We start from the raw sequence: 25,580 nt of genomic DNA on the forward strand, positions 1-25,580 counted from the left end.
AAGATGAAAAAGAAATATGTATGTGTCCTAATCATCGGTGGTATGCTGTTCCTTAGCGCTTGTTCACTTCGCAGTGATGCGGCCGATTTGTACAAGAAAGAGAATCCTCTTGAAGTTGATATAACTGTTCCCGATGTTATTTCTACAGATGAACCATTTATAGTGCAAGCTGTTTTATCAAGAGCCGATGTAAAAATAGAAAGTGCTGACTTTGTTCATTTTGAAATTTTAAAACAAGATGGTTCGTTTCGTTTGCCGATGGAAGAAGCAACATCCATAAAAGATGGGTTGTATGAAATGGAGCTTTATCTTGACGAAGATGGACTTTATTATTTGGATGTCCATGCCGGATTTAGAGGTTCGATCGTCAATCCTCGCCAGCAATTTATCGTTGGCGAACTGACCGAGTCGGAACTGGAGGCACTAAAGAATGGGACAGTTGCCGATCAGGAACTGCCTAGTAAACACCATTGATGCCTGGTGGATGAAAAGGAGCAGAAAAAATGAAACTCGAAACTGAACGATTGCTACTGATTCCTAGTGACAGCCAGTCAGCTCAAATTCTAGAAGCTCAACACTATGATAATGGTCCCCAAATCGCCAATCACGTTAAAGAATTGGAGAACGATCCGACATTATATGGTTGGGGAAGTTGGCTGGTGCTGCGGAAATCCAATGGGTTGATCATTGGTGATGCGGGATTTAAAGGGAAACCGGATTCGAATCGGCAAGTGGAAGTAGGATATGGTTTTCTCGAATCTGAGTGGGGCAAAGGATATGCTACAGAAGCTGTCGAATGCCTTTTGGATTGGGCGTTTCATAAAAAGGATGTTATAAAAGTAATCGCAGAAACAGATTTGGACAATATCGGATCAATCCGCGTCCTCGAAAAGTTGGGGATGAAGAGAACTCAGGCAACATACGATATGATTTACTGGGAAAAGAATAAAGAAAACATCTAGAACGATAAAGTTGGAGACCAAAATCTTTTGGCTTTAGTTTTTAATCAGTTTTTCAAGCACGACGTCTACATGGTCCCACTCATAGATCAATTCATTTAAAACGGTCCCGGATATTTTTATCTCTACAGACTTTGTAAGCCTAGCCCCGTAGTATTCATAAAAATACCGGGTTTTATTCTCCTCGAGTACTTCCACAAATACGCTTTTGTAACCCGATTGCGTGAAATGAAGAAACAATTCCGCCAGCAGTAATTTTCCGATTCCTTGCGATTGATAGTCCTTCAGCAAATAGATAGACGTCAAATCAGCCGCCCCTTCAACGGTGTTGGTTCTTCTTTTTGCTGCAGTACCGAAGCCGATGATGGTGCCTTCAGCATTCTCAGCTACCACGATATAATTTGTTTGATCTGAAATATTGCAATCCCATAATGTTGTCCGCTGCTCATAGGATAAGTTTTCCAGAAATTCAGCTGGCAGTATGTTCTTGTACGTCGTTCTCCAGCTGTCTACATGCACTTTTGCGATGCCGGCTGCATCTTTTGCTTGTGCTTGCCTGATCTGCATTATTATCCCCCTTTTTTCTGTCATTGTAGTATGAAAGATTTTCGTCTAAACAAACATAGCATAGCGAAAGACGATTCTGTACGATATACAGCAGGCATTGCTTGATTTTAAAAATTGCTTACTGCCAATTGAATGAAAGCGGAAGGTCATCAAAAGCAAAACGAGCCCACTTTGGAAATTCGAGGGGAGATTTCTTTACGCAACTCAAGAATGGCAATAAACTTTAAGTAATGAGGAAGCTGACATTAGAATTCAAGCTATAAAGGACAAGTATTTCAGACCATAGAGCTGGCAATAACGTCAAAATGAATGCGCTATTCTTTTGGCGTTATTTTGTGGATGAATGAAGTTTGAGTCCTTGCAAAAAATGGAAAGTGAAAAAAACAGGCTTACTTGAATAGATCAAGTAGGCCTGCTTTGTGTTTCTTTATTTATTCTTTTCTTCCATTCACGGCACCACACGAGATCAAGAAATTTCAACAGGTTTGCTGGTTTCTTTTCCTTGTCCCAACGAAGGGCTTTTCCATACATACGTTAAGGCGATGCCGACTCCAAGTACGATGGTCGCAAAATAGAACGGGTAGTTCAAATCGATATCGAACAGGATCCCGCCGATAATCGGACCAAAAATATTGCCGATGCTCGTAAACATCGAGTTCATTCCCCCAGCAAATCCTTGCTCGTTTCCGGCAATCCGGGACAGATATGTAGTGACGGCAGGGCGCATCAGGTCAAAACCGACAAACACCACCATCGTCACCAGCAGGATTGACCAATAGCTGTTGACGAAAGTCATAATGAACACCAAGATGGTCGACACCAATAGGCTGTAGCGGATCAACCGGATTTCGCCGAGCCATTGAGTCAGCCGATTGAACAAGCCAACCTGGAAAATTACGCCGACTATAGCGCCGAGTGAAATGATGATGGCGATGTCCATCGCGGTAAAGCCGAACTTATGGTCGACAAACAGCGCAAACAGCGATTCGAATGCGGCCAGACCAAATGACGAAATGAGGATGACCATGAACGCAATGAAGTACATGGGTGAAAAGATCTTTTTAAATCCTGATTTCGGAATCGCCTGATGTTTTTCCTTCACTTCGTATATCCGTTCCGGCTCTTTTAATGTAATCAACGATAGAATGGTCGCAAATAAACCGAAGCCAGCTGCAAAGAAGAAAGGAAGCCGTGTACTGATATCAGCCAGGAAGCCGCCGATCCCCGGGCCGATGATGAAGCCGGTGGAAATGGCCGCAGACATATAGCCTAAAGCTTTCGGTCGCGTACTGCTGGTCGTGATGTCTGCAATGAAGGCGGTCACAGCCGGCATGATGAATGCGGCACTGACGCCTCCGAGAATCCGGGAAAGAAACAGGACTTCAACTGTTTCACCGATGCCGAACAGAAATTCCGAAATGCTGAAGATGAGCAATCCGATAATAATCATGGGCTTGCGTCCGATATTATCGACCCATCGCCCAGCGATCGGCGAAACAATCAGCTGGGCTAAAGCAAAAGCAGAAACCATGTAACCGACGACGGTTCCTGAAATGTCCAATTCATTCATAATGGTCGGTGTAACCGGGATGACCAGGCCAATTCCTAAAAAAGCGATAAATAGATTAAGCAATAAAGTGGATAAAACTAATTTATTTGTTTTCATGTGGTGATCTCCTTAGTATATTCGTGCCTGATGAGTCGTAATGGTTTGGATTAGAAGGAAACCACTCAGTTTAATGAATGAAAGATTCAAATCAAGAGTCTGCATGACGAGAATCTGGTGATTTACTTGCGCAAGCCGCGCCAAAAGATCGGCCAAACAGCCTGTAGGCGGCTTTCATAGCGGTCCATGCCGCTATAGACCAATTCAGTCATCGTTCCTTCTGTTACCGTCAAATAGGCTAATGCCGCATTTGAAAAATCCTCTGAATGTAAAACTTTTTCTTGTCGGTCCCGCTCACGCAATAGACGGGTTAAGTGGCGGTGCATGCTGTCAAAGAAAGGGTTGAAAAATTCGCCAACTTCCTTTTCCAGTCTGAGTGGCGGGAAATAAGCAACTCGCAAGATGAAGTTCATTCGTTCGTTGTCCTGGCTTTCTTTGGCGAACCAATTGAAATAACCATAAAGGATGGATTCCAACGGTTCATCTCTTACGGAATTAAAATAGGCTGCCAAGTGGCTTTTTTGTGTATTTAACGAATACTGAAGTGCAGAAAGGAATAAATCGTCTTTTCCTTTGTAATGAGCATAAATCGATGGCTTCTTGATGCCAACTTCCTCGGCAATTTTGCTGAGCGAAGCGCCTTCAAAGCCTTCTTTTGCAAAATGGCCGACGGCAGTTTGAAGAATATGGTCAGCTTTCATTTTTTCACCTTCCTAACGGTCGTTAGGATATAATCTCATGTGCTCTTTCTTTTGTCAAACCTTCTTTCTTGGCATTTTTATGTCCATTCCATCTTCCTTGAGAAGCTTGATGGGGGTCAAGGCGAAGAAACTGCCCTAGAGCTATGCTGAAGGGAGAGGTGAGTTTATGAAAAAGATACTGTGCTTGGTGTTTCTTCTGGCAATGATGACAGCCTGTGGCAGAGAACCGTTGATGAAGACATTGGCCGATCCGTCTCCTGATCAACTGCTGCATTCGAGTGAGGCGGGATTATCCATGCATCTTGAAAAGGCGCGATACCAAAAATCGTCCATTGTTATTGGAATGGAACTCGAAAACGACAGTGGACAGGATTTTGGGTATGGTGACTATGTATATATCGAGTTGAAACAGCAGGACGGCTGGCATCTCCTGACCCATTCAGACGCTGTATTCATCAACAATCCCGACTTCAATGATTTTGGCCATGTACTGCAGGCGGGAACTAAAACGGAGATGGAATTTTCGATAGAAGGATTGGGGATTGAACTGGCTCCTGGTGAGTACCGGATCGTTAAAACGTTCTTATCGCAAGATGTACCTTATTTCGAGATTTCCTTGGCGTCACCATTTCGTGTCGAATAGTTCCTCGCAATAAAACGTCTATTCAGCGCCTGCAAAGGCATAGAATAGACGTTTTCTATGATGTGCTGCGACCGAACACCGTGTCATCAATACAGAAGATGGCCTGTTCCTGCATTGCCGCCTTTGGTGATGTCATGCGGCCGTAGATGTGTTTTTTCAGAATGCCGATAAAAACTAGTGTCGACGGCAGCTTTGACTTTCCAAATCATCCAGATTCCGAACAGTACCTGCAGAATGACCAGTACCAGGTAAAGCGGATTGGATAAGGTTTCTGTGATGACAAAGAAGAGGGCCAGCAGGACAGCCTGAGCAATAACGAATCTTCCTGCCCTTAACACCACCGAGACAAAGAGGATCAGAAGCCCGATAATCAAAATTGCTTGATGTTCCTGCATTAGAGAGCTGAAGGTGAAGTCTGTAGAGAAAGGTGAAATCCACTGAACTGCATTCATTTTATGTCTCCTCCTTGTTCGGATATTTCAACTAGCTGGACTGAAGGGGTGGGCTGGTATTTTTCTTTCAGCTTCAGATGAGCTTCCGTATACTTTGGATCGACTGTGCCTCCGCTTAATCCTTCGTCAATCATACGATCTATTTCCTGGATGCAATCACAATTTACGGGGTGTTGAGTTTTCATTTTTACTTCCTCCTCATATTATCTAAATTGACTTTCCTTAAATAGTGCCATAAATCAAAAATTCCCGGCTTTTCTGGTTGCGGCGGAATTTGTTGTCAGATCCTGAAACTCCTCAGCCAGTTTTTTGATGGATTGCAGATCTTCTTCATCGGGTGACAGGTCCACTTTGACGGAATGCTGGATGACCCGGGCGTTCTGCTGTTTAAATTCCGCTTTCATCAAGTCAACCGCTGCACAGAATTCGTCATAAGCCGTATCTCCTGAACCGAAAACCCCAACGACTTTCCCGGTAAGGTCGACAGTCCGCAGAGTATCGCAAAAGATATCCGTTTCAAAGGGAAGGTCCCCGTCATCATACGTATAGGTGCCGAAAAGAATGCCGTCATACTGAAGAAGGCGCTGGGGATCCATGTCTCCCATTTCGATATTTTCCATGGTCGTTTCACAGACTGTCGGGTCCAGGTACTTTTCTATTAAATCGGCTATTTCTTCTGTATTCCCGGTAGAACTAGCATAAAGGATAAGAACTTGAATCATAGCGAACACTCCTGTTCTTAACTTTCTTTCTACATTCAGCTTACCGGAAAACCCGATAAAAAAACTTGATGCACATCAAGTCGATTGATTTGTCTGGCGTTTTTTTCAAAAATCAACCAAATAAAAAAGCCAAGAAAAATGATTGCTGTTTCTTGGCTTTTGTTCTGCTGTTTCTTAGTGAAGGATGAAGAAAACTCTATAGGTGGATGCGTCTCTTTAACGGAATGCCAGCTGTTAAGCGACAACTGGGTAGCCTAGTTTCTCAATGACTGCCTTCAAGTCTTCCGGTGCTACTTTGTCTTCGTCATAAACGGCTTTTACTTTACTGGAATTGAACAACACCTTCACTTCCTCAACGCCATTTATTTTCCCTACTTTTCCTTCGATTTTTTTGATGCAGGAAGGGCAAGTCAGCGGTTCTAATTGGAATTTAACTGTGGTCATTTCAATCACTCCTTTGTTTTTCTAATTTCAGTATAATGTCTCCAGTCAGTTCATTCCTTGACCTGCATCAAGATGTGAAATGAAAAACGGGTTAAAGAGCCGTTGAGAATAATAGGTGGAAAAGCCCTTGTTCGAATCGTTGCAGTCTATTCTCTATTGAATGTGATTTCATTTACCAAACCCCATTTCTATAGAAGATCCACTCACCAAATGTATGAGAAAACAAAAAAGGCATTAATTTTCAATCGTAAACTGCAATTGCTTGACGGGGGTCAAGTACTAAAAAAATAATCCGGTTTATTATAGAAGTATAAAGAAAAGCATCACGCACGAGGAATATGTTTGTAATTTCGAAACTAATGAAAGAGGAGTTGAAGAGCGATGTTTGCATTTATTCACAAGCACAAAAAAACGATGACATTCGGAGCCGGTTTCTTGCTGATGCTCGCCTTGGCTTTGAATAGTGGAGGTTTTCATGAGTTGCGCCAGCTCACATTGATCCTCGCGACGGTCATTGCGGGAATTCCAATTGCCATCAAAGCGTTTCAGGCATTAAGGATGAAAGCCTTCAGCATCGAGCTGCTGGTGACAATCGCTGTTATCGGGGCGTTGTTTATCGGGGAATACGTGGAATCCGCAGTTGTGACATTCCTGTTCCTGTTCGGAGATTATCTGGAAGCCCGTACATTGGAAAAAACGCGGTCTTCTTTAAAAGGTTTAGTGGATATGGCACCACAGGAAGCGAATATCATCCGGAATGGCGTCAATGTAACTGTGCCGGTAGAAGAAGTGGCCAAAGGAGATCATGTCATCATCCGGACCGGCGGCAAAGTGCCGGTGGACGGCAAAATCCTCACTGGACATGCGTTATTGAATGAAGCGGCCATTACAGGAGAATCAGTCCCGGCATCCAAAAAAATAGGGGACAAAGTGTTCAGCAGTACAGTCATCGATACTGGCTACATCGAAATTATCGCCGAAAAAGTGGGAGATGACACCACATTCGCGAAAATCATCGAATTGGTGGAAGAAGCGCAGGAATCAAAATCGAAAACCGAAAAATTTCTGAACAAATTTGCGAATATCTATACACCTGCAGTAGTGCTGTTATCGATAGTTGTTTATATACTGACCAGAGATCTTCATCTCGCCATTACGTTTCTCGTCATTGCCTGTCCCGGTGCATTGATCATCGGCGCACCGGTCTCCAGTGTAGCGGGCATCGGCAACGGAGCGAAGAACGGTGTTTTGGTCAAAGGCGGGGAAGTGATGGATCGGTTTTCAAAAGTTGATGCACTGGTCTTCGATAAAACCGGTACATTGACGAAAGGGAAACCGGAAGTGACAGAGATCAAAGTCTTTCATTCTTATAATGAACAGGAATTGCTTCAATGGGTGGCGCAGGCGGAAATGGTGTCTGAACACCATCTTGGCCAAACAATTGTCAAAGAAGCGAAAGCACGGAATATGGACCTTGGCCAAGAACCGGAAAACGTAGAAGTCATCAAAGGCAACGGGTTGGTGGCTAAAGTAGGAGAGCGGGTTTTGGCGATTGGGAACCGGAAACTGATGAAAGCGAAAAACATCTCCATCCCGGCGGAAACAGAAAGTTATGCGGTAGGGCGTGAAAAATCCGGAAATACTGCCATCTTTGCAGCAGTAGACGGGAAAGTGGCCGGCATCTTTTCGATCGCCGACCAAATCCGCGAAGACGCAGCGCCAGCGCTCGCTCAAATGAGAAAAAACGGCGTCAAGAAAATCGTCATGCTGACGGGTGATAATCAGCATACGGCCGAGCTGGTCGCCACAGCTTTAGGGCTGGATGAATTCCATGCCGAGTTGCTTCCGGAAGACAAAGTGGCTTTCGTAAACCAATTAAAAAAACAAGGTTATGTAGTCGCAATGGCAGGAGATGGGGTCAACGATGCCCCGGCGATCGCTACAGCGGATATCGGACTGGCGATGGGAGAAGGCGGCACCGATATTTCAATGGAAACCGCGGATGTCGTGTTGATGGCTGACAAACTGATGCAGTTCTCGCATGCCTATTCATTGTCAAAAGCAACGATCCGCAACATGAAACAAAATACTTTCTTTGCAGTCGGCATTGTGGCGGTCCTGTTGGCCGGTGTGCTGACGGGATCCATCCACTTGGCTTCCGGCATGTTCATCCATGAAGCGAGCGTTCTCATCGTCATCTTGAACGCCATGAGACTGATGGGCTTTAACTACAAAAAAATAAAAACTGGGAAATATTTGAAACCGGCCAATGCCGGGATTTAAAACACAGATTCACCGGTAGGAAAGCCTATGGCAAATCGAATTTTAGACAGGAAAAAGCCGACTGTTTCCAATTGGACAGTCGGCTTTGAATTAGTATGATTATCTTCCGCCCAACAAATCGAACAACCCGCCTGCAGCACTGCCTTCACCTTGCGAGCGGCCGGCAGGGTTTTGGGGAGCGGCTGCGAATACGCGGCTCGCCAGACGGCTGAATGGCATTGACTGGATCCAGACACTGCCCGGTCCACGAAGCGTAGCGAAGAACAACCCTTCGCCGCCGAACAAAGCAGTTTTGATGCCGGGAACGGTTTCGATATTATAGTCGACGTCGCCCGTCATCGCGACCAGGCAGCCGGTATCGACGCGCAGCACTTCGCCTTTTTGGAGATTTTTTCGGTAAATGGTGCCGCCTGCATGGACGAACGCTAAGCCGTCGCCTTCAAGTTTCTGCATGATGAATCCTTCTCCGCCAAAAAAGCCGGCACCGAGTTTGCGCTGAAATTCAACGCCGATGGACACGCCTTTTGCCGCTGCCAGGAAGGAATCTTTTTGGCAGATGATTTTGCCGTTCAGTACGCTCAAGTCCATCGGAATGATTTTGCCGGGATAAGGGGCCGCAAAAGACACATGGCGTTTTCCGGTCCCGTTATTGGTGAAGGCCGTCATAAACAGGCTCTCACCGGTGATGATGCGTTTTCCTGCACCCATCAGTTTGCCCATCAAGCCGCTGCCGCCGGAACTTTTGGAGCCGTCCCCAAAAATGGTTTCCATGGCGATGCCATCTTCCATCATCATCAAGGCACCCGCTTCTGCAATGACGGTTTCGGATGGATCCAGTTCCACTTCTACGAACTGCATATCGTCCCCATGAAGCTTAAAATCGATTTCATGATTATTCATTTTTTATTCCTCCTCGGTTTATTATATAAGTTGAACTAAGAATCATCGCCTGCTGATATTCCTCAAACTAGCTCCGCTTTCCTACGGGCTTGCGCCGAAATCCACTCGGGCGTTTAGCCCGAGTGGATTTCGGCACTTCGCTATCCCGCGGGAGTCTCCGCTGGTTTGCTCCATACCTTTTATGTATACAGTGGTAATTTGAAAGCTGGTTTCTATCGTTCAACTTATATGGATATGTTATATAATGAATACGTCTAAAGAGCTGGAAAGTTTCATTAATTTGTGGCAGGAAAAAATAATAAGGAATGGAGCTGGATATGATGAATGCAGAGGATTGGATCACCCATTTGGATATGGCTGCGCACCCGGAGGGCGGATATTTCAAACAGTCTTTCGTCTCGCCTGAAAAAATCAGCCTGGATACGCATCCCGCCGAACGGAATTTGTATACCAGCATTTACTTTCTGCTAAGGTCGCAGGATGTTTCCCATTTCCACCGGCTGAAGTCTGATGAACTGTGGTATTTCCACGCGGGGCAGACCACTACGGTGCATATTCTCGATGTTCAAGGGAATTACCGGGCAGAAAAATTAGGCTTGGATATAGCAGCGGGGGAACGGCCGCAGGTTTTAGTCGAGAAGGGCAGTATTTTCGGTTCGACTGTGGAGGCGGATGAGGCTTTTTCACTGGTAGGATGCATGGTTTCGCCTGGATTTGACTTTGCGGACTTTGAATTGTTGCTGCAGGCGGAGCTGCTTGAACAGTTTCCGGACCAGGAACCCATCATCCGGAAATTGGCATATAAAAAATTGCCAGACACTCTATCAGGTCGGTAGGATAAATGCTAGACTTGTGGAAGACAAAGCAAAAGGGTGAGGGAGAACAATGGGGAGTAGTTTATTGATTTTAATTATTGCAGTGGCGATTTTTGTGGGCATCGCCTCCAAGAAATTCTATGACCGGCCGTATATTGTGAACTTCGGCATCGCGGTCATGATGGCACTTCTGGTCATCCAGACTTTCCAAATGACACCGATCGGCGGGCTTGGCTATGCCGCGATCATTCTCTGTTCGATCGCGTTTGTGTTCCAGCTGGTAATGGGGATTAAGAATTTAAAAACAGTCTCGCAATAGCAAAAAATACGTGTGTAATTAATTGGTTTAGTTTGGAGTCGCTAAATACGAAATGTCTTTTGAATGTATATTATTGAGCACCGCTTTTAGCGGTGTTTTTTTGATGCTATCTATTAGGGATTCACGGTGTACTGTAAACTGGCTGAAGTAATAAGGTCCTGAAATAAATTTGATATGTAACTTTTGGGATTAATAGCCGACTAAATGATATAGAGATAGTCAGTTATGCAATTGAAGTCGAGACTAAGTCTTTCTCCCATTAAATCTGTTGTTTATAGTTGACTGTCTAGGTACTGAAAAAAGGAGGGATTCTTTGAAGAAATTAATCTTTATTCTATTTATTATCTCTCTAATCTTAATGCCTAAACCCGGTTTTACTTTATCGTGTGTGGAGCCTTCTCCGCCAGATATTGCTTTCGATGAATACGATGCAGTGATAATAGGAATAGTAGTAAACATCAAAGAGAACCACAATGAAAAAATTTTAACAATAGCTGTTGATACAAGCTTTAAAGGTGTAGACGAAAACTTTATTACAGTAAAAGAAGATATCACTTGGGGGTCAAGTAAACTGAATAAAGGTTACTTGTATTATCTTAATAAAGAAGGAGAGAACTGGATACATCCACTTTGTTCTCCGACAACAGATCATACCTATATAGCAGAGGAATTTTTTGCTGATAAAGAAACAATCACTTTACAGAATGTCGAGGTTGACGAAAATGGGTCGGAATATGGGATCTTTGTTGCTCTTTTGGCAGTAATAGTTGTGATTGTATTAACACTTCTTTTGATAAAAAAAAGAAAAAAGAAATAATTTATTGAGTTGCTGCTTTAATTGGAAACCAGAATTTTGATTTCTAAATAAGAAAGAGAAATACAGAAAAAGCTAATTTATAAATAGAGATGCACAATCAAAAGTTTGATTGTGCATCTCTTTCAGGGTGACACTGCGTTTTTGTAAACCAAAACCAAATGATTATGAATGTGTTATTCAAATGGTTCTTCATTAGAGAAAGGGTAACTCATAACCGGTTTAATGCATCCTCGATGTCCTGCTCTCCAGAAATGATTTCAAATGTTTTATTGTAAGTATGTTCATTCGCCAAAGCATGCAAGAGGACACTAGCGACATCTTCCCGTGGAATTTCACCGGAATCCAAGTTCTCAGTCGCGAGAATTTTGCCGGTTCCCGGATCGTTTGTCAAAAGGCCGGGACGGATGATGGTATAGACCAACCCGCTCGCGCGCAGAATGTTATCGGCGTGGTGTTTGGCTACATAATAATGGGCCATATCTTCTTTCCACATTTCCCGTTTATCGGCATTGATGGCGCTGATCATCAGGAATCGCTCTGTGCCTGTTTGTTCAGCAGCTTCAATCGTTTTTGCAGCGCCGTCCAAATCAATCAGCAAAGTTTTGTCCGCGCCGGTTCCGCCGCCGCTGCCGGCAGTGAACACCACAGCGTCGCAATCTTTCATAGCGTCTGCAATCTCCTCAACACTGCCTTCTAAGCTCGTTAATACGGATTCAACACCGAGACTATTGAAAAAACTGATTTGCTCTTCTTTGCGGATCATCGCTTTCGGAGTGTGTTCTTCACTGTCCGCCAGCATTTTTACAAAATGCCTACCGATTTGTCCGTTTGCCCCGACTACCAACACTTTCATCCTGATCAACCCCTCTGCAATTTTCGTCTCTTTTCTATCATATATACCCTGGCAGATCTATTTCAAGCAAATGGGGCTCTTGTTAAGTCTGAAAAATGCCAATATGAAGAAAAGGGGACTTTATTCTCAAGTTAAGTTTAGTATAATGAAAGATATCGCAATGATTTTACTGCTACTGATTTTAGGAGGAAGACAATGAACCCGACCACAGAATCAAAGACGATAAAGATGAAGGAGACTGCTCGCAAAAGAGAAACACCACCGGATTTCTCCCAGTTTAAAGGGGAGAGATTGGACAAAGAACCGAGCCGTTTTCTCGAAATGATGGGACATGCGGTATGGTTTTGCGTAGGTGCTGCTGTTTTAATGGCAATGATTTTTTCCTTGTTTTATTTCGTTTAACTTGAAAAGGGGGACTATTGGATGATTCGTTATCCTGCTACTACTTTCAAAACAATCGGCATTACAGCACCATCATCAGGGGTGGGGAAAGAACATCATCATCTGCTGGAGCAGGCCATTGCCCGCCAACAACAAAATGGCTTCGATATAAAAACCGGGAAGACGGCCTGGACACAAGAGTTTGCCAAATCGGCTCCTGCCAAAAAGCGGGCGGCTGAATTCATGGACATGATGAATGATCCGGGAATCGATTTCATTTTCCCGCCATGGGGCGGTGAATTGCTGATTGAAATGCTGGAGTATGTAGACTTCTCCCAAATCCAGCCGAAATGGGTGCTCGGGTACTCGGATCTCAGTGTCTTGCTGCTGGCCATTACTTTAAAAACGGGAATAGCCACAGCGCACGGAACGAACATCGTGGATCTGCGGGGCGAAAAAAGTGACGAAACGACGCGGCAGTGGCTGACAGTTCTTCAAACCGAGGCGGGGAAATCCGTTTCTCAGCATTCTTCGGCGCTTTATCAGAAGGAATGGAATCATTCGAATCCATCGCCAGTCGTCTATCACCTGACGGAACCGACCGAATGGAAAACGGTTTCCGGCAACGAGGAAAACTTTGCAGGCCGCCTGTTGGGCGGGTGTATCGATGTCGTCCGGCACATCATCGGCACGCCATACGGGGGAGTACCAGCTTTTCGGGAACAGCATATTCCGGGAGAACAGGTTGTCTGGTTCCTGGAGAATTGTGAAATGTCCGTTGCGGACTTGAAACGTTCGCTGACACAAATGAAATATGCCGGCTGGTTCGACAATTGTGCGGGCATTTTATTTGGAAGAAGTGCAGCGAATGAGCCGGTCGAAGGCTATACCGCCGAAAAAATGTACCAGGATCTTGCAGAAGACCTCAATCTGCCGATTGCCTATGATATCGATTTAGGCCATATGCCCCCGCAAATCACTTTTGTTAACGGCGCTTATGCAGAAATCCGAGTCGCCGACGGCAAAGGAACAGTGGAGCAGGAATTCAGGTGAAAAGGATGTCTGTACATGGAGATAAGAAAGCTCAATGCCAATGACGCACAACTTTATTACGATTTACGGATTGAAGCATTAACAAACAGCCCGGATGTTTTCGCTACTAGGCTGGAAGATGCTGTCAAGAGGCCGGTGGCACAAACGGCGGAAAGCTTGGCCTTGGCGCATGCCGTCACTTTTGGTGCATTTGCAGATGGGGATTTATGCGGTAACGTCACTTTGCTGCGCCATACCACACCTAAGATGAGCCACCGGGCATCGGTCGTGGCGGTCTATGTAACGCCTTCAGCAAGAGGCAAAGGCATAGCGCGGCGATTGATGCAGCAACTCCTTGATTATGCGGCTGGTTGGCAAGGGCTGGAGCGGCTGGACCTGATGGTTGCTAGTGAAAATCTGCAGGCGATCGAATTGTACGAGAAGCTTGGCTTTGAAAAATACGGAACAGAAATCCGTGCCATGAAAATCGGCGAGAAGTACATCGATGAAGACATGATGGTAAAGTTTATCTGATGGATTTTGGAGCTTGCTGTCAAGCCTGTCCATTTTTGTGATAAATCCGGCTGTATTTAAAGCATTCATTCGAAATAGAGCTGCTGGACACCAATCAGCACCGCCAATAAGTGCTGGAGAGATGAAAGAAGGGTATCGGCACAACGCCGATACCCTTCTTGCTATTCATTCAATTTGTAAAGCTTGTCATCGCCGTCTGCCGGTATGCCGCGTCCGTCGGTGTTATTGGAAATGAAATAAAGCGAGTCTCCGTCCGAATAGACATCCCGCACACGCCCGAAGCCTTCAATCGAATCTGTCACTTCGGCACTTTCCGGATCCAACACTTTAATGGCGGTTCCGCGGAGGGCTGCTACATACAGAGAGCCGTTGTGGATATCCATGCCGCTCGGAGCCCATGTCTCATCGGAACCGGTTGTGAAGAAAGGTGCCTCCATGCCTTCTTCAGACTCGTCGCCTTCAATGGTCGGCCATCCGTAATTCAGGCCTTCTTCAATGATATTGATTTCATCGTTCGCTGACTGGCCATGCTCAGAAGCGTAAATGGTGTCTCCATCCCAAGTGATTCCCTGCGGATTGCGGTGGCCGTGCGAATAAATTTCGAATTCATCAGAGTTGTTCAATTTTAATAATTTGCCGTTGACAGAAGCAAGGTCCTGGGCCAGTTCTGGCGTGGAAGCATCACCGACCGTTGCGAAAAGAGTGCCGTTTTCATCCAGCTCAAGTCTGCCGCCGTGATGGACATCGCCTGTCGGAATTCCTTCCAAAAGTACTTCGTTTTCCCGCCACTGTCCATTGTCCAACTGCATGGAGACGATTTTATTGTAGTCATTGCCATCGCGTTCATAGACATAATAACCGTACGCTTCTTGGCTTTCATCAAAGTCCTGTTTTAACACAAAGCCCAGAAATCCGGCTTCGGCTGCGCTGGAAAGAGAGTCCGAAAAGCTGACTTTCTGCCGTGTAAGTGCGCCTTCTTCATCTATATAGGCAACAGTGCCTGCACGTTCTGAAATATAAAATTCATCACCGGTTTTATTGATTGCCCAAGGTGCCTCAAGTCCTGTCGCTATTTCATCGAAAGGAGCCGTCGCTTCTTCCGGATTGGGTGCGGCATTGTTGCAGCCTGCCAGCAGCAATAGGATAATTGAGGGAGTCCATATTTTTTTCACAAAGAAAACCTCCTTTTTTCCATGATAAATGAAGAGCCAGCTGATAGGAAATAATTAAGCGAAGAAGGTGAATCCATGCCATTGTTGAAAGACGTCAAAGAACAAGAAGAAATCCGAAAGAAACAAAACCTGATCCGCATCATCACCTGGGTCATCGTCGCCATCGTTTTGGTGCTGGTCTGGTATTTCACGAAATAGTCTTCCGCCATAACAAATCCAGCGTATTTCTAAAGATTTTTTAAACAAAAAAACCTTAAACAGCTCAAGGCTGTTCAAGGTCAGTGCCAGCTTAGGCTGGCTTTTTTTTCGTCTGCAGCAATTCGATGATCACCAATCCGAGTCCAATACCCAATAGGATGTTGATGATTAACGGATCCAAATACTGGTCACGGAAAATCGTTGCCACAGTCAGTATGTAAAAAGCCGCTTGTGTGATTTTGGCAATGGGTGGAATGGCATCTTTCGGATAGCGGATGCGCGCCAGTTGGAACACAAGAAATGCCACCAGCAGCACCAAATAATACGGCCATGACAAGACCTCAACCACGTTGTTGATCACCGCGAAAACCAGCAGCGGAATAAAATAAAACAAAACCGATTTCACCATTCAAGCCTCTTTTCCACTTATTTTTTCGTGTTGTCCTGCTGTTTGCGTGCTACAAGCAAGTACAGGTTGTAGATGGAGAATATCACGGCAACCGTGACGATCAGGACCGAAATCATCGGATAGACAGAGACTCCGTTTTGCATCATTTCAATGATTCGTGTATAGACGATCCACGGACCGATGACCAAAATGAAAATATCGAGTGCAGTGCCAAGTTTAGTTCTCATAAAGTTCCTCCAATAAAAGATGATAGGTTAATCTTATCAGACTTTGCCGGCTGAGTATGCATAGAAACCAAAGCAGCCGCCCTCAAAAATGAGAACGGCCGCCACAAGATGGACAGATTATTTATGAGCGCGAAGTTCCGTACGGGCAAGGGCGTCCGCTGCCCGGTTCTGTGAGTCCGGAATCCATTTGATAAAGCAGAAATCGAAGTAGTCGCCGATTTCCAATGCTTGTGCCAACAATGGCTTGAACTTCGGATTTTTGATCGAGCCTCTTTCAAAAGCATCCACCGTCACCTGTGAATCGGACTTGATGGAGACCATGCCCGAAGTCAGGCCCTTCGCCAGTTCCAATCCTTTTACCAGTGCAGTGAATTCTGCCGTATGATTGTCCATTTCACCCACATATTCGCTCCAGTGGATCAAATGGCCTTCACCTCTAATGAAAACACCAACTGCGCTGACTTGCGGAGAACCTGCAGTCGCCGCATCCACAAAAACTTCCAGCATAGAATCACCTACTTTTCATCAATGGGTTTGATTGCTTTCGCAAGGTAGCCGAACGGCGTTGACATAATAGAGACGACAAATTTAAGGACGTACGTCGAAATGAAAATTTGAAGCCAGACATCGAACGGGAACACGCCCCAGAAAGCAATGGAAGTGAAAATTAAGGTATCCAGCAACTGACTGGTCAAAGTCGATCCATTGTTGCGGATCCAAAATTGGCTGTCTTTCGGGAACATTCTGCGCAGCGCGCTGAAAATGATGACATCCAAATGCTGGCTGGTGAGATAGGCCACCATGCTGCCGATGGCAATTTGCGGAATCAGTCCGAATACGGTTTCCAGTGAACCTTGTGCAAAATCACTTTCAGCCGGTATGAACTTGATGCCGAACTGCATGACGAGCACCATGATAAGCAGGGAAGAAAAACCGAGCCACACTGCTTTTTTGGCTTCTTTCTTGCCGTACTTTTCGTTCAGGATATCGGTTGCCAGGAAAGTCGAGGCATACAGGCTGTTGCCCAATGTAGCCGTCAAACCGATGATTTCAATGGTTTTGGTCACTTGGATATTGGCCAGCACCGTGGAAATAGCCACCCAGGCGAACAATCCTGTCTTTCCGAAAAATTTATACATGATCAATAAAAGTACAAAGTTGAACAAGGCAAAGCCCAGTCCCCAAAATTCATTAAACAAAAAAACTTCCTCCTTAGTTTTGGTAAAGCGGGAATTTGCGAACCGCTTGGTACCGTAAAAAATGTCCTCAGTCAGTATAACTATTGTTGGAATAAAAGACAAATGCGTAGTAGAATGAGGAAATGACGATTTTCTAAGAGGTGACAAAGTGAAAAAAGTTTCGATTATCAATGAAATTGACGAAATGCTGACTACATATTGTGAAGGCTGCTTTGTGAAAACCCAACTTCGCAAAGATGAAGGGAAGACTGCTGCCCACCGTTTTTGCATCAGCAATTGCACGGTCGGAACGCAGCTGCAGTTTCTCGGAAACGAACTCAATAAAGTCGGTACCGGCGATAAATAAAAATAGGGGATTCGATTCTTTCCCAAAAATAAAAAGCAGGGACGGAAAATTCCGTCCCTGCTTTTGTTTATTTTTTATTCTGATTCGATTTGAATAACATTTGCAGCCTGTGGTCCGCGGTTGCCGTCAATAATTTCAAATGACACGGGCTTGCCTTCCGTCAATGTCCGAAACCCATCGCCCTGAATGCCTGTAAAATGGACAAATACATCATCACCATCATTATACTCAATAAAACCGTAACCTTTTTCTGAGTTAAACCATTTCACTGTACCCTGGTGCATGCGAGTTCCCCCTATTATTGAGTATGCCATGGACCCATAGACGCCATGTTATGGATGGCTATACTATACATGAAGCCTATGGAAACGTCAATAATCGTTGGGAATACAGGCATTTTGAGGAGCTTTCAGGTTATAATAGAAGAAACAAGCGATTGGAGCGGAAGCATGGAACTGGAAAAAATAGAGCGATGCCAGAACGAAGTAAAGAAAATCTATGATTTGTTTGATGCGAGCCATGACTGGCAGCATATTGAGCGCGTCATGAAAAATGCCAAAACGATTCTGGAACAGGAGTCAGCAGATGCCTTCATTGTTGAACTGGCAGTGCTGCTGCACGATGTATCGGATCCGAAATACAAAAAACCTGAGGAAGATTTGGAAAGTGATATCCTGGATCGTCTGGAACTTCGGGACGATCAGCGCCATCACATTCAGGAAGTGATCGGTTCAGTGTCCTTTAAAGGCGGCAACGGCAAGCCGGCATCGAGCATTGAAGCGAAAATCGTCCAGGATGCGGACCGTTTGGATGCCATTGGGGCAATCGGCATTGCGCGTGCGTTTGCGTATGGCGGCGCAAAAGGACGGAAGTTGTACGATTGGCACGAAAAAGCACGCACCGAAATGACGGAACAGGAATACCGGAATGCACCAACCAGCAGCGTCACGCATTTCTATGAAAAGCTATTGCTGCTGAAAGATCAAATGACTACGGAAACTGGTAAGCAGATGGCTGAAGAACGCCATGAATTTATGCTATCCTTTTTAAAGCAACTTCAAACAGAAACGGATGGGAATAAATGAGCCACTTAAATATTTCGAAATTAACCAAAACAGTAGGAGCCAAAACATTATTCAAGGACGTCGAATTTTCATTGTATCCAGGAGAACGTGCCGGCTTAATCGGCGTCAACGGAACAGGGAAATCGACTTTGATGTCCATTTTGGCAGGAACGATGGATGCCGATAACGTTGTCATGGACCATCCGAAAAAATACCGGATCACGTATTTGATGCAGGAGCCTGAATTCGATGAGTCGTTGTCGGTACTCGAAACAGTTTTCTCGGGCGATTCGCCGTTATTGGCGTTAAACCGCGCTTATGAGAATGCCTTGAAAAATATGATGATTGATTCAAGTTCTACGCAATTGCAGGATGAATTGATGGAGATCCAGGAAAAAATGGAACAGGACAACGCATGGGACATCAATGCTCTGGCAAAAACAGCCTTGTCGAAACTGGGGATCGATATGTACGACCAAGTCGTCAGCGAACTGTCAGGCGGACAGCGGAAACGCGTAGCGCTTGCTAAAGCGTTGATCGAACCGGCTGACTTGATCCTGCTGGACGAGCCGACCAACCATTTGGACGCCGTTTCAACGGAATGGCTGCAGGAAACATTGCTGCGCATGGATTCAGCGATGCTTTTCGTAACGCATGACCGCTACTTCCTGGATGCAGTCTCGACTCATATATTCGAGATTGCTGACCAAACTATGTATACACATAAAGGGAACTACGGCGATTACCTGGAAAACAAAGCCATACGCGACGAAATGAACGCATCGTCCCAGCAAAAACTCGAAAACCGTTTCCGTTCAGAATTGAAATGGATTCGCCGCGGAGCGAAAGCGCGTTCCACCAAGCAAAAGGCGCGTATTCAGCGTTTTGATGAAATCAAAGAAAGCGTCCAAAAAGAAAACGACAATACGTCTCTTGAACTGTCGATGCAAAGCCAACGCCTCGGCAAGAAAATCATTGAAGGCAAGAATATGGGCGTCGCTTATGGCGACAAGCAGATTTTCAGCGGCTTTGATTTCCTTCTGCAGGGTGGAGACCGCATCGGAATCGTCGGGCCAAACGGCGCCGGCAAATCCACTTTGATGAAAATGCTGGCTGGCGAACTGGAACCGACCACTGGCCAGATGGAATACGGCAGCACTGTCAAAATTGCTCACTTTACGCAGCATTTGCCTGAAATGGACGAATCGCAGCGGATGATTGAATACATTCAGGAGACATCAAGTGATTTTGAAGCGGAAAAAGGAGTCCGCCTGTCCGCAACTCAAATGCTTGAACGCTTCTTGTTCCCATCGAACGGCCATGGCACGCAAATCGGCAAATTGTCCGGGGGCGAGCGCAAACGCTTGTACTTATTGAAGCTATTGATGGAACAACCAAATATCCTGTTCCTCGATGAGCCGACTAACGATCTGGACATCCAGACGCTTTCTGTTCTGGAAGATTTCCTCGAAAACTTCCCGGGTGTCGTCATCACCATTTCGCATGATCGCTTTTTCCTTGACCGCATTGCGCGGAAACTATGGACGACTGGCACTGGCCAAATAGAAGAATACCAAGGTTTGTATTCCGAATTCATTAAAGAAAAAAACAATCCGGTGGCTCTGGCTGAGCAGGAGCTTGTCGAAAAAATTGAAGCTGAACCTGTAGAACCAGCGAAGCCGAAAAAGAAGATGAGCTACAAAGAACAACAGGAGTACGATGGCATCCTGGACAAGATAGCAGAAGCAGAAGAAAAAATCGAAAAACGCGAAGAAGAAATGGCGGCGGCAGGAGCAGATTACGACAAATTGGCGAAACTGACTCAGGAAGTCAATGAACTGACAGCCGAATACGACACATTGATTGAACGCTGGACCTATCTTCAGGAAATTGCGGAAGCATGATCTACTAATTGCAGGAGGGATTTTTTGTGAAAATCATTACCATTGAACCGACACCAAGCCCGAATACGATGAAAGTGATCATCGATCAGGAATTGCCGTTTGGCAAAAGCCATAATTACCATAAAGACAATCTGGAAGGCGCTCCAAAAGAAGTTCAGGAGCTGCTGAAAATTGACGGGGTAAAAGGCGTTTATCACGTGGCTGACTTTTTGGCAGTCGAACGCATTTCAAAGTTTGACTGGGAATCGATTTTGGCACAAGTCCGCAATGTCTTCGGTGAAGACCGTGAACATTCGAGCGAAGAAATCGAACTGGATGAGCATTACGGCGAGGTTTATGTGCATGTTCAGGAGTTCAAAGGAATTCCCCTTCAAGTAAAAGTCTTTGATAACAGCTCTGAAGAACGCTTTGGCATGCCTGAACGCTTTATCACTGCGATGAAGCTGGTCATGGACCCGACAGAGGAAAATTACCTGCTTCAGCGCAAATGGGCTGATTACGGTGTCCGTTACGGCGATAAAGGTGAAATCGGGAAGAGCATGGTGGAAGAACTAGAAGCCGCTTATCCACAGGAGCGTTTAGATGCGTTGACTGCAAAAGAAGACACGGAACAGGCCGAATCGGCACCGCGTGGACGGAGAATTACAGTTGACGAATTCAATGCCCCTGACTGGGAGACCCGTTTCCAGCTGCTTGATCAGATGATTGAAGCGGATATCGACGACCTGCCATTGCTGTCTTTGGCATTGGATGATGAAAAAATGTCCATTCGCCGCCAGGCTGCCATCTTCCTGGGTGATATCGATGATAAAGCTGTAGTGCCTTACGTTGAACGCGCCATGAAAGACAAGAGCTGGGCTGTCCGCAGAACGGCTGGCGACACCATCAGTGATCTGGGCTTTGAGGAATTTGAGCCGATCATGATGGAATCATTAGGCGATAAAAATAAATTGGTTCGTTGGAGAGCTGCCATGTTCCTTTACGAAACAGGCACAGAAGCCGCGTTGCCGGCCCTGAAACAGGCAGAGGACGACCCTGAGTTTGAAGTGAAGCTTCAGATCAAGATGGCCATTGCACGAATCGAACAAGGCGAAGATGCCAAAGGTTCAGTTTGGAAACAAATGACTGAAGCCAGACAGGCAATGAAAGAAGAATAAAGTGAATGGCCGGTGACTGAAAAGTCGCCGGCCTTTTTTTGATTTTCAGCTTGCTGGATAAAATTAATGTTTCCAAGAGTCCATTAAGAGGTAAAGTGCTGTTAACCGACAGAAAAAAGGGAGTCATCATTTACTAGGAGGAATTGAAAATGGAAAACAGCGTCTATTCAATGGAGATTTTATATAGCGGAAAGTATGAATCGTGGGAGTTTGAAGACCGCCATAAACGCGATGAATTTTATCGGAAAGTGGTCAAGCAATTCGATGGCCAGAAAGTGAAAGGACAGGAAGAGGATGTGGAAGATACGCAAATTGTCCAGTTGTCTTCCAACAACGTGGAAATCAAAGAAGATGGAAAATACGATCAGGATACATCCTATGAATGGTTTGAGTACGATATCTTCAGCCAGATGCTTGATTTCATCAATAAGGAATATGACAAGCTAGATAAGTTGAAGAAATAATGCAATATAGTCGATATTCCGCAAAACAGCTGCGCTTGCCGGGGGCTCGCGCTGAACTAACTCGGGCTAAATGCCCGAGTGGATTTCAGCACTTCGCTTGATCCCCAAGGCGTCTTCGCTGTTTTGCTCCATATCTTTAGAGATTTCTCTCCAGGCAGGCGCGGCTCCTGAATGGACGGGAGCTTTGTTCATAGTGCCAGAGATTTTATATGCTATCTCTCTAGTTCGACTTATATAGGATAAATTTTAAAAAAGAGGGAAGGTGGAAGAACATGAGACTGAACAAAGAACAACTGGAAATCATTGCGAAAACATTAAATGACAAAGGTGTCAGCAAGGTTTGTTCTGCTTGCGGAACAAAAGATCCGGTCATCGTCGATGAATTGCTGTTTCTGGGTAAATCAACGTCCGGAAAATTTCCGGTGATCGTCACAGGATGCGGCCATTGCGGCATGACGCAGAACTTCGCAGTCAATAGGTTGGTGCCAGAGCTATTCAACAATATTCTTCCTGAACAGCAAAATTGAACAAGAAACTGAATGCTGCCTGAGAAGGCAGTATTTTTATGTTGAGAACAACTGGTATAGGTGTCTTGACTATTATTTGTTTAATCATTAATGGGTATTTAAAACTACTTTATACGACTAAATAGACAAAAACGGTACTTTAAGAGAAAAATATTAATAAATATTAGGTCCATGTATACGTTTAAAGATGATAAGTTTATGATATCTTTTAAGTATACATAGGAGGGTTTCAGTTGAATCTTACAGTCAATGGCATTGTATTAAATGAAAAAAGAAGCTCGTTGATCATTAAAGAGCTTTTACGGGAGACGAGTGCAGAGCATCCCCAGGATGTGGAAGAATATTTAAAAGAATACACGGTAGAAGAAAACGGGACTACCCTTACTCTTCGCCCACCTACTGCTGAAGGCATCCAAATCTCATTATTCAAGTCATCCTGAGGGATGGCTCTTTAATTTGACTACTATAGAGTAAATGGAAAGTAGGAGAACCGCCGCTTTAAAGGTTCTTTTCAAAGTTTCTTAAATGCTGTATATTGGTTAGAGAAAAGAGTGATGATATGGGCAGTGCAGTATTTCCAGCGAAGAAGAAAAAAATAGAAGCAATGATCAAAAAATATGGCGAAGACATGACGTGGCATGTGTTCAAAACGAATTTTAAAGAAGATTATCCAGAAGATTGGGCACTGATTAATGCCGCTTTTGAAAGCTACCAAAAAAACACCAAACGAGGCAAGAATCATCCGATGCCGCATCCGGATAAATACTTGAAGAATTTATATGCCAGTTTTTCAACTAAATAATTTCCCGAAAGAGCGTCCTTATGGGCGCTCTTTTTCTTTTGAAAACTAGTTGGCGGAGTGAGAAAAAATGGTATAGTTGGGGTAATAAGTAACGGAGTCAGGAGGAGAACTGGTAGGCAAATGAAACGATATAAAATCTGGGAGGATTAGCCATGGCCATCAACGCTGCTGAATCAAAAACACAACGATTTTTGAAAGATTGGAGTTTATTCGAAAAGAGTTGGCTTCTCATTTTCACTGCCATTAATATCTATTTGTTTTTTGCTTGGGACGACACGCTCCTTGGGCTTATCAGTTCTTTAAGCGGTATGTTGTGCGTCTTGCTGGTTGCAAAAGGGAAGATCAGCAATTATTACTTCGGGATCATCCAAACCTCTACATACGCGTACATTTCTTTTACCTACGGGTTATACGGGGAAGCGATGCTCAACGGACTTTTCTATTTCCCGATCCAATTTATCGGGCTCTATTTATGGCATCGCAACACCATCAGGAACAAAGACAGTGTGCAGGGTGAAGACGTCATCGTCAAAACCATGAAAATGAGTTCTTGGCTTTATACCGTAATTGCGATTATTGTAGGAACGGTTTTATATGCGATTTTGCTCCAGGCGATCGGCGGACGGTCTGTCGGACTGGATTCTGCAACGAATGTGTTGTCTGTTACAGCCCAGATTTTGATGCTGAAGCGATTTGCGGAGCAATGGCTGTTCTGGATTTTGGTCAACATTCTTTCTATCGCCTTGTGGGTCATCACTCTCGATTCAACTGGCGGCAACGACTATACATTGGTGGTAATGTGGACCGCATTTTTGTTTAACTCGATGTATGGTTATTACAACTGGAGAAAGATGGCCAAAAAGCAAGGGCTGGAAGAAGGAGCTGTTTAACGAGTGATAGCAAAAGTTGGAATGTATGGCGGCAAGTTTTTGATTATCCATCAAGGGCATGTCAGTACCATGATCCGTGCCAGTACAATGGTAGAGGAATTGCACATCATCTTGACGCATGACGAGGACTATGAGCGGGAATTTTATTTTAATGGCACGACCATGAAGCCGATCCCTTATCATCAGCGGCTTCGTTGGTGGAACGAACTTACAAAAGACCTTCCGCATGTTAAAGTGCATGCTGTTGCTGAGAAGCAAACAGGTGAATTCTACGACTGGGAGAAGGGTGCTGTCGGCATCAAAGCGGCAATTGGAAAAGAAATCGATGTGGTCTTTAGTTCTGAACATGCCTATGGCGACCATTTCGAAAAGCTTTATCCAAGTGCGAAGCACGTCGTCCTGGATGCGGAGCGCCGGACCTATCCGATCTCGGCCACGCAAATACGCGAAGAAGGCGCCATGAAACATTGGGCGATTATTCCTCACGTAGTCCAGCCTTACTTTGTCCGGACCGTTGTCGTGGTGGGAACCGAAAGCGCCGGGAAGTCGACCTTGGTCAAGAACCTGGCAAACCTGTACAATACCAGCTATGTGGAAGAATACGGGCGCAAATTCTATGACCATATCGGTGCCGAAATCGCGATAGAATCCGATTTCCCGAAAATCGCCTTCGAGCATAAATACCATGAAACAGAACAGGCCAAACGCGCCAACAAGCTGCTCTTTATCGACACAGAAGCGAACGTCACCCAGTATTTCTCCTGGGCCTATCTGGGCTATGAGCAACCGGTCTTAGACCAAGTCGCAGCCCTGCAGAACTATGACCTGTGGCTTTTCCTTGAACCGGATGTGAAATGGGTGGATGACGGCACCAGGTTGTTCGGCGAACAGACGATTCGGGAGCGCAACAACGATTATTTGAAAGCCATACTGGACCGCCAGAACATCACCTACCATTCCATTAGCGGGAATTATCACGAACGTCTCGAACAGGCGATCGAGCTGGTTGATGAAATTTTGGAGGAGAAGCTTTATGGGGAAACAAATGAATAAAGTCTATTGGATACAGGTTGAAGGTGAGAGCTCTTGGCTTGTGTCTTTTTTTGTGGAGAGGGATATGGAGGCCATACAAA

The 25,580-nt window shown here is 45.0% G+C and carries 36 protein-coding genes; 21 read left to right on the top strand and 15 right to left on the bottom strand.

Annotated features, from left to right (window positions below):
- Positions 1-3: 3 nt before the first annotated feature.
- The gene (locus QMA01_RS03540; RefSeq protein WP_290214299.1) at positions 4-474 is read left to right on the top strand and encodes a FixH family protein; all 471 of its coding nucleotides are present in this window, start codon (positions 4-6) and stop codon (positions 472-474) included.
- Positions 475-503: 29 nt separating this feature from the next.
- The gene (locus tag QMA01_RS03545; RefSeq protein ID WP_290214300.1) at positions 504-962 is read left to right on the top strand and encodes a GNAT family N-acetyltransferase; all 459 of its coding nucleotides are present in this window, start codon (positions 504-506) and stop codon (positions 960-962) included.
- A gap of 33 nt (positions 963-995) precedes the next feature.
- Here QMA01_RS03545 and QMA01_RS03550 read toward each other — a convergent pair whose 3' ends face one another.
- The 3 genes from QMA01_RS03550 to QMA01_RS03560 form a co-directional block, all read right to left on the bottom strand.
- Positions 996-1,526 (bottom strand): GNAT family N-acetyltransferase, encoded by a 531-nt coding sequence (locus QMA01_RS03550; protein ID WP_290214301.1) that lies wholly within the window; start codon positions 1,524-1,526, stop codon positions 996-998.
- A 466-nt stretch (positions 1,527-1,992) separates the two neighbouring features.
- Positions 1,993-3,192: an MFS transporter gene (locus QMA01_RS03555; protein WP_290214302.1), complete on the bottom strand. Its 1,200-nt coding sequence runs from the start codon at positions 3,190-3,192 to the stop codon at positions 1,993-1,995.
- A gap of 122 nt (positions 3,193-3,314) precedes the next feature.
- Positions 3,315-3,893: a TetR/AcrR family transcriptional regulator gene (locus QMA01_RS03560; RefSeq protein ID WP_191714310.1), complete on the bottom strand. Its 579-nt coding sequence runs from the start codon at positions 3,891-3,893 to the stop codon at positions 3,315-3,317.
- Positions 3,894-4,059: 166 nt separating this feature from the next.
- Between QMA01_RS03560 and QMA01_RS03565 the strand changes: the two genes are divergently transcribed.
- Complete coding sequence (locus QMA01_RS03565) at positions 4,060-4,536, top strand: immunoglobulin-like domain-containing protein (RefSeq protein ID WP_191714311.1); 477 nt, start codon at positions 4,060-4,062, stop codon at positions 4,534-4,536.
- Positions 4,537-4,622: 86 nt separating this feature from the next.
- On the opposite strand, the gene QMA01_RS03570 is transcribed toward QMA01_RS03565, so the two are convergent.
- The 4 genes from QMA01_RS03570 to QMA01_RS03585 all read right to left on the bottom strand — a co-directional run bounded on the left by QMA01_RS03570 (position 4,623) and on the right by QMA01_RS03585 (position 6,154).
- Positions 4,623-4,988, bottom strand: a complete 366-nt coding sequence (locus tag QMA01_RS03570) for a hypothetical protein (protein ID WP_191714312.1) — start codon at positions 4,986-4,988, stop codon at positions 4,623-4,625.
- Positions 4,985-5,173 carry a hypothetical protein gene (locus QMA01_RS03575; protein ID WP_290214303.1) on the bottom strand — a complete coding sequence of 63 codons (189 nt, stop codon included), beginning with the start codon at positions 5,171-5,173 and terminating at the stop codon, positions 4,985-4,987. Before QMA01_RS03575 ends, QMA01_RS03570 begins: the two co-directional genes overlap by 4 nt.
- 54 nt (positions 5,174-5,227) lie before the next feature.
- Complete coding sequence (locus QMA01_RS03580; protein WP_290185983.1) at positions 5,228-5,710, bottom strand: flavodoxin; 483 nt, start codon at positions 5,708-5,710, stop codon at positions 5,228-5,230.
- A 234-nt stretch (positions 5,711-5,944) separates the two neighbouring features.
- Complete coding sequence (locus QMA01_RS03585) at positions 5,945-6,154, bottom strand: heavy-metal-associated domain-containing protein (RefSeq protein ID WP_191714315.1); 210 nt, start codon at positions 6,152-6,154, stop codon at positions 5,945-5,947.
- Positions 6,155-6,535: 381 nt separating this feature from the next.
- On the opposite strand from QMA01_RS03585, the gene QMA01_RS03590 reads away from it, so the two are divergent.
- On the top strand, positions 6,536-8,437 hold the full coding sequence (locus tag QMA01_RS03590) for a heavy metal translocating P-type ATPase (protein WP_290185980.1): 1,902 nt from the start codon (positions 6,536-6,538) through the stop codon (positions 8,435-8,437).
- Positions 8,438-8,536: 99 nt separating this feature from the next.
- Here the strand turns inward: QMA01_RS03590 and QMA01_RS03595 are convergent, their stop codons facing one another.
- Positions 8,537-9,337 (bottom strand): TIGR00266 family protein, encoded by an 801-nt coding sequence (locus QMA01_RS03595; protein WP_191714317.1) that lies wholly within the window; start codon positions 9,335-9,337, stop codon positions 8,537-8,539.
- Positions 9,338-9,657: 320 nt separating this feature from the next.
- Here QMA01_RS03595 and QMA01_RS03600 point away from each other — a divergent pair, with 320 nt between their 5' ends.
- From QMA01_RS03600 to QMA01_RS03610, 3 genes are all read left to right on the top strand, one after another.
- On the top strand, positions 9,658-10,173 hold the full coding sequence (locus QMA01_RS03600) for a cupin domain-containing protein (RefSeq protein WP_191714513.1): 516 nt from the start codon (positions 9,658-9,660) through the stop codon (positions 10,171-10,173).
- 49 nt (positions 10,174-10,222) lie between these two features.
- Positions 10,223-10,471, top strand: a complete 249-nt coding sequence (locus tag QMA01_RS03605) for a hypothetical protein (protein WP_191714318.1) — start codon at positions 10,223-10,225, stop codon at positions 10,469-10,471.
- Between the two features lie 313 nt (positions 10,472-10,784).
- Positions 10,785-11,288, top strand: a complete 504-nt coding sequence (locus tag QMA01_RS03610; RefSeq protein WP_191714319.1) for a hypothetical protein — start codon at positions 10,785-10,787, stop codon at positions 11,286-11,288.
- A 208-nt stretch (positions 11,289-11,496) separates the two neighbouring features.
- On the opposite strand, the gene QMA01_RS03615 is transcribed toward QMA01_RS03610, so the two are convergent.
- Positions 11,497-12,141 carry an SDR family oxidoreductase gene (locus QMA01_RS03615; protein ID WP_191714320.1) on the bottom strand — a complete coding sequence of 215 codons (645 nt, stop codon included), beginning with the start codon at positions 12,139-12,141 and terminating at the stop codon, positions 11,497-11,499.
- A 195-nt stretch (positions 12,142-12,336) separates the two neighbouring features.
- On the opposite strand from QMA01_RS03615, the gene QMA01_RS03620 reads away from it, so the two are divergent.
- The 3 genes from QMA01_RS03620 to QMA01_RS03630 are packed head-to-tail and all read left to right on the top strand — an operon-like array spanning position 12,337 to position 14,088.
- A complete protein-coding gene (locus QMA01_RS03620) occupies positions 12,337-12,543 on the top strand; it encodes a hypothetical protein (RefSeq protein WP_203339549.1) in 207 nt (68 codons plus the stop codon).
- Positions 12,544-12,564: 21 nt separating this feature from the next.
- Positions 12,565-13,575, top strand: coding sequence for a S66 family peptidase (locus tag QMA01_RS03625; RefSeq protein WP_290214304.1), 1,011 nt, complete (start codon positions 12,565-12,567; stop codon positions 13,573-13,575).
- A 15-nt stretch (positions 13,576-13,590) separates the two neighbouring features.
- On the top strand, positions 13,591-14,088 hold the full coding sequence (locus tag QMA01_RS03630; RefSeq protein WP_290214305.1) for a GNAT family N-acetyltransferase: 498 nt from the start codon (positions 13,591-13,593) through the stop codon (positions 14,086-14,088).
- A 161-nt stretch (positions 14,089-14,249) separates the two neighbouring features.
- On the opposite strand, the gene QMA01_RS03635 is transcribed toward QMA01_RS03630, so the two are convergent.
- Positions 14,250-15,260: a PQQ-dependent sugar dehydrogenase gene (locus tag QMA01_RS03635; RefSeq protein ID WP_290214306.1), complete on the bottom strand. Its 1,011-nt coding sequence runs from the start codon at positions 15,258-15,260 to the stop codon at positions 14,250-14,252.
- Between the two features lie 75 nt (positions 15,261-15,335).
- Here QMA01_RS03635 and QMA01_RS03640 point away from each other — a divergent pair, with 75 nt between their 5' ends.
- Positions 15,336-15,458, top strand: coding sequence for a hypothetical protein (locus QMA01_RS03640; protein WP_263615926.1), 123 nt, complete (start codon positions 15,336-15,338; stop codon positions 15,456-15,458).
- Between the two features lie 91 nt (positions 15,459-15,549).
- Here QMA01_RS03640 and QMA01_RS03645 read toward each other — a convergent pair whose 3' ends face one another.
- The 4 genes from QMA01_RS03645 to QMA01_RS03660 form a co-directional block, all read right to left on the bottom strand.
- Positions 15,550-15,867, bottom strand: a complete 318-nt coding sequence (locus QMA01_RS03645) for a hypothetical protein (RefSeq protein WP_290214307.1) — start codon at positions 15,865-15,867, stop codon at positions 15,550-15,552.
- Positions 15,868-15,884: 17 nt separating this feature from the next.
- Positions 15,885-16,094, bottom strand: a complete 210-nt coding sequence (locus tag QMA01_RS03650) for a hypothetical protein (protein ID WP_191714325.1) — start codon at positions 16,092-16,094, stop codon at positions 15,885-15,887.
- A gap of 117 nt (positions 16,095-16,211) precedes the next feature.
- Entirely contained in the window at positions 16,212-16,601 is a 390-nt protein-coding gene (locus tag QMA01_RS03655; RefSeq protein WP_191714326.1) for a ribonuclease HI family protein, read from the bottom strand.
- An 8-nt stretch (positions 16,602-16,609) separates the two neighbouring features.
- Positions 16,610-17,293, bottom strand: a complete 684-nt coding sequence (locus QMA01_RS03660) for a queuosine precursor transporter (RefSeq protein WP_191714327.1) — start codon at positions 17,291-17,293, stop codon at positions 16,610-16,612.
- A gap of 148 nt (positions 17,294-17,441) precedes the next feature.
- Here QMA01_RS03660 and QMA01_RS03665 point away from each other — a divergent pair, with 148 nt between their 5' ends.
- Entirely contained in the window at positions 17,442-17,639 is a 198-nt protein-coding gene (locus QMA01_RS03665) for a zinc-finger domain-containing protein (RefSeq protein ID WP_006829962.1), read from the top strand.
- A gap of 74 nt (positions 17,640-17,713) precedes the next feature.
- Here the strand turns inward: QMA01_RS03665 and QMA01_RS03670 are convergent, their stop codons facing one another.
- The gene (locus QMA01_RS03670; RefSeq protein WP_191714328.1) at positions 17,714-17,923 is read right to left on the bottom strand and encodes a cold-shock protein; all 210 of its coding nucleotides are present in this window, start codon (positions 17,921-17,923) and stop codon (positions 17,714-17,716) included.
- 165 nt (positions 17,924-18,088) lie between these two features.
- On the opposite strand from QMA01_RS03670, the gene QMA01_RS03675 reads away from it, so the two are divergent.
- The 9 genes from QMA01_RS03675 to nadR all read left to right on the top strand — a co-directional run bounded on the left by QMA01_RS03675 (position 18,089) and on the right by nadR (position 25,500).
- Positions 18,089-18,724, top strand: a complete 636-nt coding sequence (locus QMA01_RS03675; protein WP_191714329.1) for an HD domain-containing protein — start codon at positions 18,089-18,091, stop codon at positions 18,722-18,724.
- Complete coding sequence (locus QMA01_RS03680) at positions 18,721-20,607, top strand: ABC-F family ATP-binding cassette domain-containing protein (RefSeq protein WP_290214308.1); 1,887 nt, start codon at positions 18,721-18,723, stop codon at positions 20,605-20,607. The genes QMA01_RS03675 and QMA01_RS03680 overlap by 4 nt, the downstream gene beginning before the upstream one ends.
- A gap of 26 nt (positions 20,608-20,633) precedes the next feature.
- The gene (locus QMA01_RS03685; protein ID WP_290214309.1) at positions 20,634-21,764 is read left to right on the top strand and encodes a conserved virulence factor C family protein; all 1,131 of its coding nucleotides are present in this window, start codon (positions 20,634-20,636) and stop codon (positions 21,762-21,764) included.
- 149 nt (positions 21,765-21,913) lie between these two features.
- Entirely contained in the window at positions 21,914-22,228 is a 315-nt protein-coding gene (locus QMA01_RS03690; RefSeq protein ID WP_191714332.1) for a hypothetical protein, read from the top strand.
- Between the two features lie 272 nt (positions 22,229-22,500).
- Positions 22,501-22,755 (top strand): hypothetical protein, encoded by a 255-nt coding sequence (locus tag QMA01_RS03695; RefSeq protein ID WP_191714333.1) that lies wholly within the window; start codon positions 22,501-22,503, stop codon positions 22,753-22,755.
- A 233-nt stretch (positions 22,756-22,988) separates the two neighbouring features.
- The gene (locus tag QMA01_RS03700; protein WP_191714334.1) at positions 22,989-23,195 is read left to right on the top strand and encodes a hypothetical protein; all 207 of its coding nucleotides are present in this window, start codon (positions 22,989-22,991) and stop codon (positions 23,193-23,195) included.
- A 119-nt stretch (positions 23,196-23,314) separates the two neighbouring features.
- On the top strand, positions 23,315-23,557 hold the full coding sequence (locus QMA01_RS03705) for a hypothetical protein (RefSeq protein WP_191714335.1): 243 nt from the start codon (positions 23,315-23,317) through the stop codon (positions 23,555-23,557).
- 152 nt (positions 23,558-23,709) lie between these two features.
- On the top strand, positions 23,710-24,447 hold the full coding sequence (gene pnuC / locus QMA01_RS03710; protein WP_191714336.1) for a nicotinamide riboside transporter PnuC: 738 nt from the start codon (positions 23,710-23,712) through the stop codon (positions 24,445-24,447).
- Positions 24,448-24,450: 3 nt separating this feature from the next.
- On the top strand, positions 24,451-25,500 hold the full coding sequence (gene nadR, locus QMA01_RS03715) for a multifunctional transcriptional regulator/nicotinamide-nucleotide adenylyltransferase/ribosylnicotinamide kinase NadR (RefSeq protein WP_301610383.1): 1,050 nt from the start codon (positions 24,451-24,453) through the stop codon (positions 25,498-25,500).
- The last annotated feature ends 80 nt before the right edge of the window (positions 25,501-25,580 follow it).

Source organism: Planococcus notacanthi, from assembly GCF_030407825.1.
In the GTDB taxonomy this organism is placed as follows: domain Bacteria; phylum Bacillota; class Bacilli; order Bacillales_A; family Planococcaceae; genus Planococcus; species Planococcus notacanthi.